Genomic DNA, 16179 nt, shown 5'->3' with positions numbered 1-16179 from the left:
AGTTGGACAGGTTAGTTAACTTAAATATTGAGCTCGGTATTGCACTGGGCTCAATCCTTTTAAACCAAGTTTAATTCGTTTTTGGTTGTAATACACTAAATATTCTTCAATTTCAGCCTGTAATTCAGCAATTGAATGATAAGTTCGAGAGTAAAAGCACTCTGATTTTAGTATCGCAAAAAAAACTTTCAATCACCGCATTATCATAGCAATTTCCTCGGCGGCTCATACTTTGCACGGCTTTACCCTCCAACATCTTTACCCATTCCGCCGAGCCATACAATACACCTTGGTCGCTATGAATAATCGGGTACTCTGTCGGTTTAAGCCGACTAAGCCCTTGTTCTAACATCTTTTTACCAATGAAAACTTCGGGCGTGTCGCAAAGTTATAGGCAATAATTTCTCGGTTAGCCAAGTCCATCAACGGTGAAAAATAAAGCTTTTCTTGCCCAACCTGAAATTCCGTTACATCCGTTATCTGTTGTTGCCACAATGCGTAGATCAACATCGCTCTTTCCTTTTGCCATCGCAAAACGGTTTGCACTTAATGCAAGAAGACTGGTCGCACCAATTTGAATAAAATGACGTCTGTTCATCATAAAAACGCCACAAAAATTTTGAAAAAGTAGGCGGATAGAAATCCGCCCACATAAACATTTTTATCCTATTTTAAGATCATTCAAAACTATTTTAATAGCTTGAGTTAATTAAAACCTCTTCGCCATAGCCACCTAAAGTTGGCATTGGCTGGTAAGTTGAGTTTGCTGCACGCATTAGACGAATACCACGAATACCCGCTTCTTTCGCAGCTAAAATATCATCATCGCTGTCGCCATAGTGGATAGTGACTTTATGAGCAATAATACCTGGGGTTTTATTATATTTTGTTGTACGTTCACGACCGCCCATAAATTCCACTGGATGCATATTTTTAATATCAAATGCTTTTTGTAATAGAGAGGTTACGCCATCGGTTTTACCTGCTGTACGACCCGTAATAAAGTAAATCTGATCGCCACGCTCTTGGTGCATTTTGATTAAATCTGCACCAATTTGTTTTGGAATTGAGTAATTATCGCACCCTGCATTTACTTCATTCCAGAAGTCTTGATTTTTTAAGTAATCTTGTTTGCCTGGTGAGTATTTTTGCTGACCGTAGTAGAAGCAAGGGCTACTAAATAACACGGTGTCGTCAATGTCAAAGCTCACATTAATCGGTGCTTTGCCCTCTAATTCTTTTTTAATTTGATCAACTGAAATCCAGTGAATGGGTTGTTCAACCAACATTTCACGGGCGTTAGTGCCTGATTGAGTGTAAGGCTCAGTTTTAGACGCAAATGCTGGCATCATTAAACTACCGATAACGACTGCTAATGAGAGTTTAGTTAATTTGTTCATAAAGAATCCTCTTTTTTATGATTGAAATAAGCGGTCAATTCCGTGAAAAGTTTCACAAAAATTGACTGCTTGATGGGTTTTAGTGTCTTACACGTACTTTATAATTTACCTTATTATTTTTAATAAGTTGTAAATTTACTGCACGTATTGGTTTTACTACCTGTCTTACTTTTTCAGGAATTTTTGCTTCAACTTGTTTTTTTATCGCTGTAGTAGCTTCCGCTTTAAAATGTATTTGGCGACTATGATGATTTTTCATCTCAGTACGAGATTTCACACCTTTGACTACAACTGTATCCTGTGTTGCATTCATGCCAGCATTAGTTGCTGTTTGCTGATGTTTAGCGTTAACCTCTAATTTTGCATCCGCTTTCACACCTGCAATGGAACCGTTATTCCAGTCATTTTTTGCTGCTTCTGCCCACTTATCTGTAGTTGGTACAGCAAGTTTACCACTACCATTCGCAGCAAGGCTTACACTTACTTCATTGACTTTATTGGCTAATTGCTCACTGTGAGAGTCGCCTGAAATCGTACCGCTTGCCTGGTTAGCATTGACAGAGCCACCGATAAATTTCGCATCACCACCAGCATTGATTTTAGCTGTATCGGTGTTGAGAGTGGTTTCGGTATATGTTTCATTACGCACCACATTCACAGCAAGATGGCCGCTACCTGAAGACGGAGCCCATTTTTGTTCAGCCACGCCACCACCTAGTTTTAAGCCTACTGAAACATCAGTTTTGTTCACGCTATCTGTTGCTGCCGTTAACGCTAAATTGCCTTTGCCTGCATTAAGATTGAGCTGTTCAGAGGTTGAGGTCACGCCTTTTAAATTCACTCCGTTTTGAGCTTGAATGCTCACATTTTTACCGTTTACTGCCACGCCTGTGTGCGTTTGGCTGTTTTCAGTGTTTACGCCTACATTTGTATTAAAGCCTGCATTTGCTACTTTAGCTCCAATATTCACGCCTGTTGCGACAGAGGCTGCCACATTTTGAACGTGATTATTGCCCGCTGTAATGTTCACACGTTTGCCAGAAAGTTGAGCATTTTCAACCGCTTGCACGTTTGTGCCTTGCAAATTCAATACGCCTTGTGTTTGCACATTTACGTTTTTACCCGCAATGGTGTTCGTCACCGCTTGGCTTTGGTTGCCGTTTTTACCATTTGCAGAAAGGCTTAAATCAATAGATGGAACTGCTGCACCTGCTGATGGCACAACCATTGCACCAACACCTACTTTCGCTTCAAAACCACCACCTGATTGGGTTTTACTGCTTGTTGCTTGGCTGAATTGAGCACTTTGAGCTTGAATATTCACATTTTCACTTGCGTTAATATTTGCTTGACTATTAAATTTGCCTGTGTGAATGTTCACGTTTTTCGCATTAATTGAGCCTTGCACAGCATTGCTTTCTTGGCTAGCAGATTGATTGTAATTTGCTCCTACTTTTGCTGCAACGTTAAAGCGTTGGAAGTCGGTAGTATCGGCTGAAACGCCTAAACTCGCCCCAGCCGAAAGGCTGTTTTTCTCAACACGATTTGCAACTGCTACAAATTGATGGCTGCTTGAATTAAATTGTGCCGTTTCTCCTGCGCTGTATTGGGTAGCATTATCTTGAATGTGGTTTGCATTCACGCTGATATTTTTGCCTGCTTGTAACTGCGTTGCGGTATGCGTTATGCTTGATACGGTTTCACGTCCACCTTTTGCAGCAAGTTCTGCTTCCACGCTGAAAGCTTTGGATTTATCAATGCTCGCAGACACGGTGAGATCAACATTCACATTATTGCCAAAGCTATTTGTACTATTTTTCGCAGTAGTGTGGAGTACCTCTTTCGCATTTTCTTGAATATTTCCGCCTGCTTGCACTTGGCTGCCTTGATGCTCAATGCGATTTGCATTAAGTTTTACATCATTTGCCGCTGAAAGTTTGCTTACTTGGGCTTTGTTTTCCACGCTTGAATTCAAGGAATGAGCTACGCCAACACCTAAAGTGGCACTTAATTTGTTCTCGGTTACGGTGCCGCTCAAACCAATATTCACTTCGTTTTTCACGCTGTTGTTAATGCTTTGATTTTGGGCCGCTTGTGTCGTGATTTTATCCGCGTTAATGACTAAATTACCGTGAGTTGCCGCCACTTCACTACCTGAAACAGTCACAGTTTTTGCATTCAATGCTACATCATTACCTTTTACGCTTGAACCTGTATGCGTTGTTGTGTGACTATTTTGGCTGTTATTGTAAACGTTCAAGCCCAAGTGGAATTTACCTTCTGCATTTACAGCATCTGCTTTTTTCTCTTTGCTGATTTCAACATCCGCATCCACGCTTGGCTTACCTTTGTTATTATCAAGGTTGAGATTTGCGGTTAAATGCCCGTGTTGGAATGATGTTTTGAGGCTGTCGAAACCGCCCGCGAAACTAAAACCAGCCTTGCTTGATTCCGTACGAACATGGTTAGTTGCACCTTTCACTTCAATACCACTTTTTGCTGCAATATCGAGCAACCCTGCAGATTGCACGGTTGAGCCCACAATGCTCACGTTTTTGTTGGTAGAAAGTTGGAGATTTGATTCTGATTTTAAAGTTGAACCTTTTGCAGTAGAGGTATGTGTATAGCTACTTTGGCGAGCCTTGGTAATATCAAAAATAGTACCTTGACGAGCGTAATCAACTGCAGTGGTTTTCGCTTGAGTGCTATCAATAACTAATGCACCTGCATTGCCTTTTACCACACCATTACCGCCCGTTACGACACGGCTGCCTGAAATATGCACGCCACGGCTTGCATCTAAAGTCGTATCGCCTTTCACGGTAATATCTGCCCCGTGAACAGTTTCTGCACTTCTACCTGTACCAACGGTTTTAGAGCCTGCTAAACCACCCCAGAAACGCATATCATCGCTGAGGTTATAACTTTCGCTAGATCTTTCTGAGCCGAATGAAAGCGAACCGCTATTTTTCGCGAGCAATGTACCATCTACATTTGCCACGACGCCGTTTAAATACAGGTCGCCGTTACCGCCTAAAATAAGATCTTGTTCGGTCGTTAATTCTGTTGCAGTGTAGTGCTGCACGCTACTATCTTGGCTACTTAAACCTGTTTTTAAACGTGCAGTTTCATTTTTAAATTCAGCACGAGCCGTTTGAGTGGTAGTGGCTTTTGCACCACGTAAATTCACGCCTTGTTCGCCATAAATAGCGGTCGTTTTTGCGGAAACTTTTGCACCTTCTGTGGTCACTTTACCTTTGGTTGCTTCAATGTTTACACTATCGCCTGCAATCGTAGTGCGGTGTGTGGTTTCAACACGATTGCTCTCTTGTTCATTGCGATACCAACTGCCTTTGCTTTGGTTTTTGCTGTGTTCACGTAAATTTACGGTTTTTTCTGCCCCTAAGTGTACATTGCCACCGAGAATATTGCTATTTTTGGCTTGAATATCTGCTCCTGAAATGTTCAATTTACCACCGACATTCACGTTAAATTGATCAGTTTGCACACGGGTTGCTTGGTAGGTTTCGCTTGAGCCACTTTGATGATCGCGAGACTGTACGCCATTTTGATGCGTAATTTTTGCTTTACCACGATCTGTATGACGACTAATTCTACCGTTTAAGTTTGCATTGCCTGCGGTAATATCCACTTCTTTTGCTTGTAAATTAGCCGCTTGAGCGGCGATAGTCGCACGATCATCGGTTGAATGAATACGAATTCTGCCTGCTTGAATACTACCCACGACTTTGCCATCTAGCACTTGACCTTTACGCTCTGTAGTCGTGATTTTAAGCGTGCCATTATCTTCACGTGCAATTTTATTTTTTCCCGTAATCACATTCACCCCTTCGCTGGTGGTAATTTGACCGCCAACGGTCACTTGCGGGGCGATTAAATCAATGTCTCCAGAACTGGTAATTTTGCCGCTGGTGCTTAACGCGTTATCGCCTGTTGCATCATAGCCTTTAAGTTTACCCTCTGCGACTTGCGGTTTACCTACCACAAGCGAAGCACGAGGCGTATTAATAAAACCGCCTCCTTCCACGCTAATGCCGTTCGGGTTTGCTAATACATAATCGGCTTTATCACCAAAGATTTCTTGCTGACCTGCAATTTTAGATGGGTTGCGACTCACTACTTCATTAAGAATCACTTTTGCGGATTGGGTTTTGAGATTTGGGTTAGCGTTTAGATCGCCTGCAAGTTGAGATTTACCATTTTGGCGAGCATTGTTTAGCACAGCACCAGATTTATCTACGTTAAACTTATCATATCGGTTATGCGATAACCCTGCGGCACTTGGATTGGCGATATTGATAATTTCAATGCCTTGTTTTTTGCTAATTTGTGTGTTGGCATCTGCCGCACTAATTTCTGCAAAAGCAGATTGCCCCGCAATGCTGAATGCAATGGCGAGCGAAATTTTGCTTAAAGAGTAAGTTTTAGACATTTTGTACCTCGTAAAATGGAACATAACTAAATAAGAAATGCTCGTATTAAAACAAAAATGAACAGGTTAGACCAGCCATTTATGGAGTAAAAATGTGATCTGCTTCACAAAAAAATAATTTATTGAGTAAAAAATCAAGTGTGCATTAGTGTAATAAGCTTAGAATTTATAGCTGATGCTTCCCAACACTAATCGCTCTTGTTTGACACCATCAGTTTTCGAAAACAATCGTCCCATTGCCCATTCAAGGTTAGCTTGAAAGGTTTTCTGCTCCCAATTCAATCCAACGGCATAAGCAAAGGCTTGTTCTCGCTGAGCATTCGCTTGTGTTGATTTTTGTACGCCAAAATCAATGCCAACGTAAGGCAAAAATGTACCGAGTTCGGTTGCTTTTACCCACGCAATATCGTTGTGTAAAACAATATTTTTCTCTGCCGACAAACTTAAATCATTCAAGCCACGTACGCGATAACGCCCCGTCAAATCTTCCTGTTTAATCGAAGGCAAATAATCGTGGCTATATTGTGCTGTAAGCTGGTGCGAATGGCGAAAAAGTTGCTCTCCAATTGATTGATAGCGGTTAAATTTCAGCTCAAAGTTCCAACGGCTAAAAAGATCTTCTGGCTGATTTTCGCCTTTGTTTCGCCCTTGTTCATAGCGGAAATCTGTAGCAAAGGTAGCATTTTCAAACAGCTGCAAATGATTTAGCCCAATAGAAATGCTCGTTAATTTAGGGCTTTGAAGGTCTAAAATCACATCATCCAGTCGGTTTTTGCTGTTAATTTTCTCGATCTGCGTTGAGAATGTTGAAATATGGTTAGAACCACGATGGAAAACATAATCTGCGGTTAATCCCGTTTGGAGAGTTTGCCCTTTTTGTTGCAGGCTTAATGTCTGAAGTGAGAGCGGCGTTTTAAATTGGGAAATAGAAGCAAAGCCACTGAATGTCCAATAACCATAAGGTAAGGAATAATAGAGCAATGCCGAGCGGCTAAATTGATGACGAGATTTTAGTGTATGCGAACCACTTAGATAAAGCGTATCTGATAAGCCAAAAGGGCTGCTAATACTAACAGAAGAACGTACCTGCCAACGATCGTAGGTTCTTGACGCGTAATTATCCAATCCAATTGAACCATTGAAACGAGAAGTCGGTTCGTTCGTAAATTTCAGTTTAATTTCGCCATTTTTAGCTGGCAAAACATCAACAGAAACGCTGTTTCCCGTGATGCGATTCGCTTGATCAAGTGCTTGGTCAAGATCTTGCACTTTCAGTGGTTTACCTATCGCATTTGGCAAAATTTGGCTTAAATTAAACCGCTTGTTATCGCTTTCTATAGCAGCAATTTTGCCCTCAAATACGTGCAGGGTTAAAACGCCTGATTGATCGTCTTCAAACTGAAAAGGGTTGTGAATGTAGCCTTTTCTCACATAGGCTTGAGTAAGTTGTTGACTCAGCTGATTAAGACGAGCTTCATTCAAACATTCGCCCGATTTAGGCGCAAAAGGCATTGGATCAATAAGCGTTATTCCTTTAAATTTTACACCTTGATAATCTAAACAAATTTGCGAGAAATCGCCATTTTCAACCGCTTGAGAAGTAGATTGGAATTGATGTTGTTCTAACCAACGTTGTTGATTTTGGCTCTGTAGATCAGCAAATTGCTGTTTAGATTGTTGGAGCGATTGGGTGATATCATCAGCCCAAACATTTGATGAAAAAAAAGTAAGAAGAAAGGAAAAAGCAAGTTTATTCATAGCAGCGATAAAATAAAAAATATGATCTGCCCCCCAAAAGTTGGACAGGTTAGTTAACTTAAATATTGAGCTCGGTATTGCACTGGGCTCAATCCTTTGAAAGCAAGTTTAATGCGTTTTTGGTTGTAATACACTAAATATTCTTCAATTTCAGCCTGTAATTCAGTGATTGAATGATAAGTTCGTGAGTAAAAGCACTCTGATTTTAGTATCGCAAAAAAATTTTCAATCACCGTATTATCATAGCAATTTCCTCGGCGGCTCATACTTTGAACCGCTTTACCCTCTAACATTTTCTCCCATTCCGTCGAGCCATACAATACACCTTGGTCGCTATGAATAATCGGGCATTCTGTCGGTTTAAGCCGACTAAGCCCTTGTTCTAACATCTTTTTTACCAATGAAAACTTCGGGCGTGTCGCAAAGTTATAGGCAATAACTTCTCGGTTAGCCAAGTCCATCAACGGTGAAAAATAAAACGTTTCTTGACAACCTGAAATTCCGTTACATCCGTTACCCATTTTTGATTGAGTGCCGTTGCTGTAAAATCACGATTCAGCAAATTCGGGGCAATATGCGATGTTTTTCCACGTTTTCCATGTCTTTTCTTGCGTAAAATGGAATGAATACCTAACTCGTTCATCAGCTTTAGCACCGTTTTATGATTCAAATGAAAACCCCTTTGGCGTAATTTGAGTGTCATTGGACGATAACCATCTCGGTTTTTGTTCTTTTTATACAGCGATAAGATAGCTTCTTTAGCTTCGCGATAATTTTGCTTAATCTCTTTATAGTAAAAGCTTGAGCGAGGCATTTTAGCCACATGAAGTAAATCATTTAACGCATGGTCTGGCTTCAATTTTTCAATGATTTTTCTTTTTTCTGTCGCTGTTTTTGACGGTCGAGCGCCTCCAACTCCTTTAGATAAGCAATCTCCGCTCGAGCCAAGGCGAGCTCTCGCTGCAGCTTTTTAAACGCTTTAGGTGAAAAGTCTGTGGTTTCTGGAATTTCAATGTCTTTCTTTTTCATCTTTGGCTTCGCTATTTTCGGTGTTTGTATAAGGCGATTTTACGCCATCAAGCCCCCTTTCCCGAAATGCTTTTAGCCAATAAATGACGAGAGCGTGGGAAATTTTATGAAGTTTAGCCACCTCACGGATACCATAATCCTGTTCGGTGACGAGTTTGATAATTTTCAAACGAAATTGATAAGAGTAGGACATAATCTGCACCTCAAATTAGGTGTCCAGGTTTTGGGGTGCAGATCAATAAGCGGTCTGAATCTGCAAAACTTTTGCAAATTTAGACCGCTTGTTGCTTTTATTGTGATAGGGAAGTGATAAAATGCCGAGCATTGACAAACAATAAGAAAATGAAAATGAAAAAATATTTATTAGTTGCTTGTGCGTTAGGTCTTACAGCGTGTGGTTCTAGCACACCAGAAACGCCATTCCCTGGCGAATTTGCGAATGCGGATTATGTATTATCGGATACAGATGCTCAAAAATGGGTGGCGATGAGTAACCAAACTGCACAATGTATTTACCCGAATTTAACGCGTATTCAGAAAGAACATTTCTCTAAAGAAGATGCTTATATTCATGCGCAATATGTGTTGTTCTATCCGTTAGAAGAAATTATCGGCGAGCAATATGTGAAAATTATCCAAAATGATGAAAAATCAATGGGATATGCGCAATATCAATTTAAGCGATTCAAAGATCAACCTGCAGAAGTTGAATCACTAACAAAAGCACAATGTGAAACATTGCGTACCAAGGCGCGTGATGATTTAGCGGTTGTTAAAGGGCAATACAAAAGCGGGATGGTGGAAGAAACGAAATCTGAGCCTAAAAACACCGATGGTGTGGCAACGGGAGAGAATAAATTCTTCTTTGATATTATTAAATGGGGTTCAGCCTTATTGCTGTAATGTATCTTGGAAAAAATGGCGAACAATTAGTTCGCCTTTTTTATCTTCACTAAATTGCTTCTTTTCGAGGCGTAAAGCGCGCTTTGGCGGGCATTCGTAAAGCAATTCGTTCCCGATTGAGTTTAAGCGCATTCTCAGTAGGTTGATAATCTAGCCACAAGTCTGCTTGTTCGGGTAATTCAGTAGACCAAAAATATTGCACTTGAAAACCGCGAGCCAAGCACTCTTCGTGCAGAAGATCGTAACGCTTTTTTAAAAACATGAGTTTATTAAAAAAGAAACGAACATGTCCTTCGCCTAACTTGTAATCACTAGGTTGCCCTTTAAGACTAAATTTTCCTTTAGCAACCGCATTGGGAATGCGGGTCAGTTCGCGGTGTTCGGCAAGCAGGTGCTGATCGCAAAGTTCTGCCGGCGGGACAAGATTGATTCGAGTCATGATAATTCCAATAGAAAATAAAGGCGTTAAAAGTAACAGCAATCATACAAGCGGTCAAATTTTTGCAATTTTTTACCAAAAGCATCGGGCGATTATTTTGCATAATGCTTGAGGATAATGCGATAATGGAGCCAATCTTTCTTTTTTATGTGACGATTATGAATTATTTAACCAGCGCGAAGGCTACCTTAACACGTTATGCACAGGCGATTAACTTGCTAAATCAACGGTTATCAGATGAATTTAATGAAGCGGTGAAGATGATTCTCGAGTGTGAGGGACGTGTCGTCATTGCAGGGATTGGTAAGTCAGGTTTGGTCGGAAAAAAAATGGTTGCGACACTCGCCTCTACCGGTACGCCAAGTTTTTTCTTGCATCCAACCGAAGCCTTTCATGGCGATTTAGGCATGCTCAAGCCGATTGATGTGGTTATTCTTATCTCTAATAGTGGTGAAACGGATGATGTGAATAAGCTGATTCCAAGTTTGAAAAGTTTTGGAAACAAAATTATTGCGATGACGGGAAATCCGTTTTCTACACTAGGTCGTCATGCGGATCTCATTTTAAATATTGAAGTAGATCGAGAAGCTTGCCCCAATAATTTAGCTCCAACCACTTCCACTTTAGTGACGATGGCATTAGGCGATGCGTTAGCTATCGCATTGATTGAGGCAAGAGAGTTCAAACCAGAGGATTTTGCCCGTTTCCATCCAGGTGGCAGTTTAGGTAGAAAATTACTGAATCGTGTACAAGATGTGATGAATCGCAAATTACCGATTGCACAACCACAAAGTAGTTTTAGTGATTGTTTATCGGTGATGAACGAGGGCAGAATGGGCGTGGCAGTCATTATGCAAGATGAGCAATTAGTTGGCATTATTACAGATGGCGATATTCGCCGCACGCTAGCCCAGTTTGGTAGCGATAGTTTAAGCAAAACAGCTGAACAAATCATGACCCGTAATCCGAAAACGGTGAGTGAAACGATGTTCCTTGCAAAAGCAGAAGATTTAATGAAAGAAAAACATATTCACTCATTGATTGCTGTTGATGAGCAAGGTAAGCCAACCGGGTTATTAGAATTCTCAAGTTAATACTTAAAAACAAACAGGACGCTAAGCGTCCTGTTTTTCATGGATAGAGCAGTTGTTATTAGCGGCGTCCACCGAACATACCACCAAGCCCACCAAGGGCATTCATACCACCGCCCATTAAGCCTTTCATGCCTCGCATCATTTTTGCCATGCCACCTTTGCGCATTTTTTTCATCATACGTTGCATTTCATCGAATTGCTTGAGGAGTTTATTGACATCTTGTACTTGTGTGCCTGAGCCTTGAGCAATACGACGACGGCGAGAACCTTTGATAATTTCTGGGTTTGCACGTTCTTTTAATGTCATGGAATTGATGATGGCTTCCATTTTAATGAACATTTTATCGTCAACTTGATTTTTTACATGCTCTGGTAAATTTTTCGCACCAGGCAATTTATCTAACATCGACATCATGCCACCCATTTTTTTCATTTCAATGAGCTGATCGCGGAAATCTTCTAAGGTAAATTCATCACCTTTTTTAAATTTCTGCGCCATCTTTTCCGCTTTTTCTTGGTCAACGGATCGCTGTAAGTCTTCAATCAATGACATGACATCGCCCATGCCTAAAATGCGAGAAGCAATACGGTCTGGATGGAATGGCTCTAAGGCATCAGTTTTTTCACCTACCCCAAGGAATTTAATCGGTTTCCCTGTAATTTGACGAATAGATAATGCTGCACCACCTCGTGCATCCCCATCAACTTTGGTTAAAATTACCCCAGTTAAGGGTAATGCTTCGTTAAAGGCTTTTGCTGTATTGGCTGCATCTTGACCGGTCATCGCATCGACAGTGAAAAGCGTTTCGACTGGATTTAGAACCGCATGAATGTTCTGAATTTCTTCCATCATTTCGCCGTCAACATGCAAACGACCTGCGGTATCGACAATTAACACATCAAAGAAGTTAAGTTTGGCGTGTTTCAGTGCAGCTTCTGCAATATCAACTGGTTTTTGACTGGTTTCAGTTGGGAAAAAATCAACTTTTAATGCTTCCGCTAGGGTTTGAAGCTGTTTAATCGCAGCAGGGCGGTAAACGTCAGCCGAAACGACTAATACTTTCTTTTTATGACGTTCTTTTAAGAATTTTGCTAATTTGCCCACAGAAGTGGTTTTACCCGCACCTTGTAAACCAGCCATTAAGATCACTGCTGGCGGTTGAGCTGCAAGGTTTAATTCTTCATTTGCTTCACCCATCGCTTTTTCAAGCTCGGTGCGCACAATACGTAAGAACTCTTGACCTGGCGTTAGGCTTTTATTGACTTCTTCGCCTAGCGCACGCTCTTTTACTTGTGCGATGAATTCACGAACCACAGGTAAAGCAACATCAGCTTCTAAAAGTGCCATCCGCACTTCGCGCAAAGTATCTTTAATATTATCTTCGGTTAAACGACCTTTACCGGTAATGTTTCGTAAGGTTTTAGATAGTCTATCGGAGAGATTTTCAAACATAGTGCACTCTTTTTGCAAAAAATAAGGAAATAATGACCGCTTGTAGGACGGTCGAATGCGGTTATTATACAGAAAAACAGGGGGCTTTGGCGGAATTCTTCAAGCAGATAAAAAAGCGACATCACGGTGGGCGCGATGTCGCAAAAGAATTGACGATATTTGAGGAATCATTGTTGTTATTATTTTGCTTAATAATACTCCTTTTCCTCATAAGAATAAAAGTATTTATTTAAAAAAGCTTAAGAATAAGAATTTTTATTTTATAAAAAGAAAAACCCTGATGAAAAATTTCATCAGGGCTATCAATATGGCTCCTCCTGCGGGACTCGAACCTGCGACATATGGATTAACAGTCCACCGTTCTACCGACTGAACTAAGGAGGAAAAGATGGTGCCTCGAGGCGGAATCGAACCACCGACACGGGGATTTTCAATCCCCTGCTCTACCGACTGAGCTATCGAGGCAACTCGTCGTTTACGGGGCGCATTATGCCGATTAAGTTTAGGTTCGTCAAACACTTTTTTTCAAAAAATGAAAAAAATGTTTTATTTGATCTGTTTTTATACATATTGGGCTTTTATTCATCAAGATAGAGGGGTTATACTTTAGGTAACCTGAATCGATGGCGCAATCCTACTTTATAGAAAGCTTGGTTAGCTTCTTGAAGAAGCGCCATTTTCTTCTCGTGACTAAAAGAATAAATATTTTGAGAATGGATTGCGCCGTGTAGTCTAAATAGTAGTTAATCAGAACCATCAATACCGATTTCAATTAGTTTAATAAAAGTTGCGATTTCACCAGTATTTCTTAAATCATCGACAGAACAAATACCTACCCGTTTAAGCATTTTTTCTAAATTGATATTCATATTAGGTAATGAACGAATTTGTGAACGTTGTTTGGCTAAGATAGCTTCTTGTTCAGACTGTATTTGATGAATAATATTTTTTACCCATTGTGCGAAATTAGTGCTTTCCCAAAATTCTGAAGGTATCTTATAAAAGGATTTCGTTGCCAAGCCTACATTTGGATCTTCTAATAGCAATGTATTTGGTAGTAATTTAATCTCTTCTAAATCTGTTTTGGCTATACGAAGATAAAGTTGTTCATCTTTGTATAGTGCAAGCATAATTTTATCTTTAAAAATTCCGTAGTAAGAAAAATAGGTCTTTATTCTGAACTCGCCAATCAGTGGAGTAAAAATAGCAGAAAGTGGAGCTTTTAACTCATTAACAGATTTCATATGGATTTCCTTTTATTCATAGGTGTAGATATAAATTAGCGCACAATAATTACCGAAACATTTGTGTATGTTCAACAATAAAATTTCTGATTTGTGAACTTGATCGAAAAGTTATGATAAATTTCTTACGAAATAGGAGAATTTTAATAATTATTGATTAACTTCAAATGAAGTTTTGATGTAATAATGAATACTGGGGGACTGTATCTAATCTATTTAAAGGAGTTCTTAACTAAGAAATCAATAAATTTTTATAAAAAGGCTTGCTTTTAGAAGGCTTTTTGCGTATAGTTTACCCACTTTAGATGTGAGCCTTTTAGGCAAGTCATTTTTAGTCGTTTAGTGTAATCATTTACTAAACGGCGCTATCAATTTGATAGTGCGTATAATGTTCCTAATCTTGGAACTATAACATGTGTGGCTGAGCTACCTTAGTAGATTATCTCTAAGTGTTAGTTTGGTCTTTCTATTAGCTAAATTTTAAAATTGGAGCTCTGGTCTAATGCAGAACCAAAGAATCCGTATCCGCTTAAAAGCATTTGATCATCGTTTAATCGATCAATCAACAGCGGAGATCGTAGAAACAGCTAAACGTACTGGTGCACAAGTTCGTGGTCCAATTCCTTTACCAACTCGTAAAGAACGTTTCACGGTATTGATTTCTCCACACGTTAACAAAGATGCGCGTGACCAATATGAAATCCGTACTCACAAACGTTTAGTTGATATTGTTGAACCAACAGAAAAAACTGTTGATGCATTAATGCGTTTAGATCTAGCTGCTGGCGTTGACGTTCAGATTAGTCTAGGTTAATTGGGAATTTTAAGAGGTTATTACAATGATTGGTTTAATCGGTCGTAAAGTTGGTATGACCCGCGTTTTCACTGAAGACGGCGTGTCTATTCCAGTTACCGTTATCGAAATCGAAGCCAACCGTGTTACTCAAGTTAAAACCCTTGAAAACGATGGCTATTCTGCAATTCAAGTTACTACTGGCTCTAAAAAAGCAAGTCGTGTAACTAAGCCAGAAGCAGGCCATTTCGTGAAAGCAGGTGTTGAAGCTGGTCGCGGTTTATGGGAATTTCGTACTGAAGGTGAATCACAAGAATTCACTTTAGGTCAAGAAATCAATGTTGACATCTTCACTGATGTTAAAAAAGTTGATGTTACTGGTACTTCTAAAGGTAAAGGCTTCCAAGGTGGTGTTAAACGTTGGAACTTCCGTACTCAAGATGCTACACACGGTAACTCTTTATCACATCGTGTACTTGGTTCTATTGGTCAAAACCAAACTCCAGGTCGTGTGTTTAAAGGTAAAAAAATGGCTGGACACTTAGGTGCTGAGCGTGTAACCGTTCAATCACTAGAAGTTGTTCGTGTAGATGCTGAGCGTAAATTATTATTAGTTAAAGGTGCTGTTCCTGGTGCTACTAATAGTGATGTTATTGTTAAACCAGCAGTTAAAGCATAAGTCTAGGAGATAGAGATGGAATTACAAGTTGTAGGTGCAAACGCACTCACTGTTTCTGAAACTACCTTCGGACGTGAGTTTAACGAAGCGTTAATCCACCAAGTAGTTGTTGCATATGCAGCAGGTGCTCGTCAAGGTTCACGCGCACAAAAAACTCGTGCAGAAGTGTCTGGTTCAGGTAAAAAACCTTGGCGTCAAAAAGGTACAGGTCGTGCTCGTTCAGGTGATATCAAATCACCAATCTGGCGTTCAGGTGGTATCACTTTCGCAGCGAAACCACAAGATCACAGCCAAAAAGTGAACAAAAAAATGTACCGTGGTGCAATTAAAAGCATTCTTTCTGAATTAGTTCGTCAAGACCGTTTAGTGGTTGTTGAAAAATTCGAAATTGATGCGCCAAAAACTAAAGTTTTAGCACAAAAATTAAAAGAGATGGCGTTAACTGACGCTTTAATCATTACTGCAAATTTAGATGAAAATCTATTCTTAGCAGCACGTAACTTATACAAAGTAGATGTTCGTGATGTGCAAGCAATCGACCCAGTTAGCTTAATTGCTTTCGATAAAGTGGTTGTAACTGTTGATGCAGTAAAACAAATTGAGGAGATGCTAGCATGATTCAACAAGAACGTTTGCTAAAAGTGCTTAAAGCACCTCATATCTCTGAGAAAGCGACAAATAATGCTGAAAAAGGTAACACAATCGTATTTAAAGTTGCATTAGATGCTAATAAAGTAGAAATTGCAAATGCGGTTGAAGCACTTTTCGAAGTTAAAGTTGATTCTGTACGTACAGTGGTTGTTAAAGGTAAAACTAAACGTCACGGTGCAAAATCAGGTCGTCGTAGTGACTGGAAAAAAGCTTATGTAACTCTTCAAGAAGGTCAATCACTTGACTTCGTTGAAGGTGCGGCAGAGTAATTCGGAGGAATAGA

At 40.0% G+C, this 16179-nt stretch carries 15 protein-coding genes, 2 tRNA genes and 2 pseudogenes; 6 read left to right on the top strand and 13 right to left on the bottom strand.

Annotated elements, in window-relative coordinates; genetic code table 11:
* Positions 1–15 precede the first annotated feature (15 nt).
* The 8 genes and pseudogenes from HSP_RS11650 to HSP_RS11595 form a co-directional block, all read right to left on the bottom strand.
* Positions 16–192, bottom strand: coding sequence for an IS3 family transposase (locus HSP_RS11650; RefSeq protein ID WP_139032660.1), 177 nt, complete (start codon positions 190–192; stop codon positions 16–18).
* A gap of 286 nt (positions 193–478) precedes the next feature.
* Positions 479–601, bottom strand: a pseudogene (locus HSP_RS11190) (tRNA methyltransferase); the annotation flags it as partial.
* A 91-nt stretch (positions 602–692) separates the two neighbouring features.
* Complete coding sequence (gene aphA, locus HSP_RS0104545) at positions 693–1400, bottom strand: acid phosphatase AphA (RefSeq protein ID WP_010676244.1); 708 nt, start codon at positions 1398–1400, stop codon at positions 693–695.
* A gap of 79 nt (positions 1401–1479) precedes the next feature.
* Positions 1480–5853, bottom strand: coding sequence for a two-partner secretion domain-containing protein (locus tag HSP_RS0104540; RefSeq protein ID WP_010676243.1), 4374 nt, complete (start codon positions 5851–5853; stop codon positions 1480–1482).
* Between the two features lie 159 nt (positions 5854–6012).
* A complete protein-coding gene (locus tag HSP_RS0104535) occupies positions 6013–7611 on the bottom strand; it encodes a ShlB/FhaC/HecB family hemolysin secretion/activation protein (RefSeq protein ID WP_010676242.1) in 1599 nt (532 codons plus the stop codon).
* Positions 7612–7664: 53 nt separating this feature from the next.
* The gene (locus HSP_RS11345; RefSeq protein WP_010676241.1) at positions 7665–8072 is read right to left on the bottom strand and encodes an IS3 family transposase; all 408 of its coding nucleotides are present in this window, start codon (positions 8070–8072) and stop codon (positions 7665–7667) included.
* On the bottom strand, positions 8072–8470 hold the full coding sequence (locus HSP_RS11340; protein WP_010676240.1) for an IS3 family transposase: 399 nt from the start codon (positions 8468–8470) through the stop codon (positions 8072–8074). Before HSP_RS11340 ends, HSP_RS11345 begins: the two co-directional genes overlap by 1 nt.
* Positions 8467–8833: pseudogene (locus HSP_RS11595) on the bottom strand (transposase). Before HSP_RS11595 ends, HSP_RS11340 begins: the two are co-directional and overlap by 4 nt.
* Before the next feature lie 155 nt (positions 8834–8988).
* On the opposite strand from HSP_RS11595, the gene HSP_RS0104515 reads away from it, so the two are divergent.
* The gene (locus tag HSP_RS0104515) at positions 8989–9543 is read left to right on the top strand and encodes a DUF5358 domain-containing protein (protein WP_010676237.1); all 555 of its coding nucleotides are present in this window, start codon (positions 8989–8991) and stop codon (positions 9541–9543) included.
* A gap of 49 nt (positions 9544–9592) precedes the next feature.
* Here HSP_RS0104515 and HSP_RS0104510 read toward each other — a convergent pair whose 3' ends face one another.
* Positions 9593–9982: a pyrimidine dimer DNA glycosylase/endonuclease V gene (locus HSP_RS0104510; RefSeq protein ID WP_010676236.1), complete on the bottom strand. Its 390-nt coding sequence runs from the start codon at positions 9980–9982 to the stop codon at positions 9593–9595.
* Positions 9983–10140: 158 nt separating this feature from the next.
* On the opposite strand from HSP_RS0104510, the gene HSP_RS0104505 reads away from it, so the two are divergent.
* Positions 10141–11076 carry a KpsF/GutQ family sugar-phosphate isomerase gene (locus tag HSP_RS0104505; RefSeq protein ID WP_010676235.1) on the top strand — a complete coding sequence of 312 codons (936 nt, stop codon included), beginning with the start codon at positions 10141–10143 and terminating at the stop codon, positions 11074–11076.
* 58 nt (positions 11077–11134) lie between these two features.
* Here the strand turns inward: HSP_RS0104505 and ffh are convergent, their stop codons facing one another.
* From ffh to HSP_RS10890, 4 genes are all read right to left on the bottom strand, one after another.
* On the bottom strand, positions 11135–12529 hold the full coding sequence (ffh, locus tag HSP_RS0104500; RefSeq protein WP_007523426.1) for a signal recognition particle protein: 1395 nt from the start codon (positions 12527–12529) through the stop codon (positions 11135–11137).
* Positions 12530–12837: 308 nt separating this feature from the next.
* A tRNA-Asn gene (locus tag HSP_RS0104490) sits at positions 12838–12913 on the bottom strand.
* A gap of 5 nt (positions 12914–12918) precedes the next feature.
* Positions 12919–12994: transfer RNA gene (locus HSP_RS0104485), tRNA-Phe, on the bottom strand.
* Between the two features lie 278 nt (positions 12995–13272).
* Positions 13273–13773 (bottom strand): TfoX/Sxy family protein, encoded by a 501-nt coding sequence (locus HSP_RS10890; protein ID WP_010676233.1) that lies wholly within the window; start codon positions 13771–13773, stop codon positions 13273–13275.
* 502 nt (positions 13774–14275) lie between these two features.
* On the opposite strand from HSP_RS10890, the gene rpsJ reads away from it, so the two are divergent.
* Genes rpsJ through rplW form a run of 4 tightly spaced genes read left to right on the top strand, consistent with a single transcriptional unit; the run spans position 14276 to position 16165 of the window.
* Positions 14276–14587: a 30S ribosomal protein S10 gene (rpsJ, locus tag HSP_RS0104475; RefSeq protein ID WP_001181005.1), complete on the top strand. Its 312-nt coding sequence runs from the start codon at positions 14276–14278 to the stop codon at positions 14585–14587.
* 25 nt (positions 14588–14612) lie between these two features.
* The gene (gene rplC, locus HSP_RS0104470) at positions 14613–15245 is read left to right on the top strand and encodes a 50S ribosomal protein L3 (RefSeq protein ID WP_007526117.1); all 633 of its coding nucleotides are present in this window, start codon (positions 14613–14615) and stop codon (positions 15243–15245) included.
* A gap of 15 nt (positions 15246–15260) precedes the next feature.
* Entirely contained in the window at positions 15261–15863 is a 603-nt protein-coding gene (rplD, locus tag HSP_RS0104465; protein WP_005706452.1) for a 50S ribosomal protein L4, read from the top strand.
* Positions 15860–16165 (top strand): 50S ribosomal protein L23, encoded by a 306-nt coding sequence (gene rplW, locus HSP_RS0104460; protein ID WP_005706434.1) that lies wholly within the window; start codon positions 15860–15862, stop codon positions 16163–16165. The genes rplD and rplW overlap by 4 nt, the downstream gene beginning before the upstream one ends.
* Positions 16166–16179 lie beyond the last annotated feature (14 nt).

The organism is Haemophilus sputorum CCUG 13788, from assembly GCF_000238795.1.
Classification (GTDB): domain Bacteria; phylum Pseudomonadota; class Gammaproteobacteria; order Enterobacterales; family Pasteurellaceae; genus Haemophilus_A; species Haemophilus_A sputorum.
Note: the sequence above shows the minus strand (reverse complement) of the source record. Positions and strands in the feature narration are given on the sequence as shown.

Coding starts and splice junctions, on each gene's coding strand:
- rpsJ (WP_001181005.1), top strand. CDS start 14,276: ATGCAGAACCAAAGAATCCGTATCCGCTTAAAAGCATTTGATCATCGT.
- ffh (WP_007523426.1), bottom strand. CDS start 12,529: ATGTTTGAAAATCTCTCCGATAGACTATCTAAAACCTTACGAAACATT.
- aphA (WP_010676244.1), bottom strand. CDS start 1,400: ATGAACAAATTAACTAAACTCTCATTAGCAGTCGTTATCGGTAGTTTA.
- HSP_RS0104540 (WP_010676243.1), bottom strand. CDS start 5,853: ATGTCTAAAACTTACTCTTTAAGCAAAATTTCGCTCGCCATTGCATTC.
- HSP_RS10890 (WP_010676233.1), bottom strand. CDS start 13,773: ATGAAATCTGTTAATGAGTTAAAAGCTCCACTTTCTGCTATTTTTACT.
- rplW (WP_005706434.1), top strand. CDS start 15,860: ATGATTCAACAAGAACGTTTGCTAAAAGTGCTTAAAGCACCTCATATC.
- HSP_RS0104535 (WP_010676242.1), bottom strand. CDS start 7,611: ATGAATAAACTTGCTTTTTCCTTTCTTCTTACTTTTTTTTCATCAAAT.
- HSP_RS0104505 (WP_010676235.1), top strand. CDS start 10,141: ATGAATTATTTAACCAGCGCGAAGGCTACCTTAACACGTTATGCACAG.
- rplC (WP_007526117.1), top strand. CDS start 14,613: ATGATTGGTTTAATCGGTCGTAAAGTTGGTATGACCCGCGTTTTCACT.
- HSP_RS0104510 (WP_010676236.1), bottom strand. CDS start 9,982: ATGACTCGAATCAATCTTGTCCCGCCGGCAGAACTTTGCGATCAGCAC.
- HSP_RS11345 (WP_010676241.1), bottom strand. CDS start 8,072: ATGGACTTGGCTAACCGAGAAGTTATTGCCTATAACTTTGCGACACGC.
- rplD (WP_005706452.1), top strand. CDS start 15,261: ATGGAATTACAAGTTGTAGGTGCAAACGCACTCACTGTTTCTGAAACT.
- HSP_RS0104515 (WP_010676237.1), top strand. CDS start 8,989: ATGAAAAAATATTTATTAGTTGCTTGTGCGTTAGGTCTTACAGCGTGT.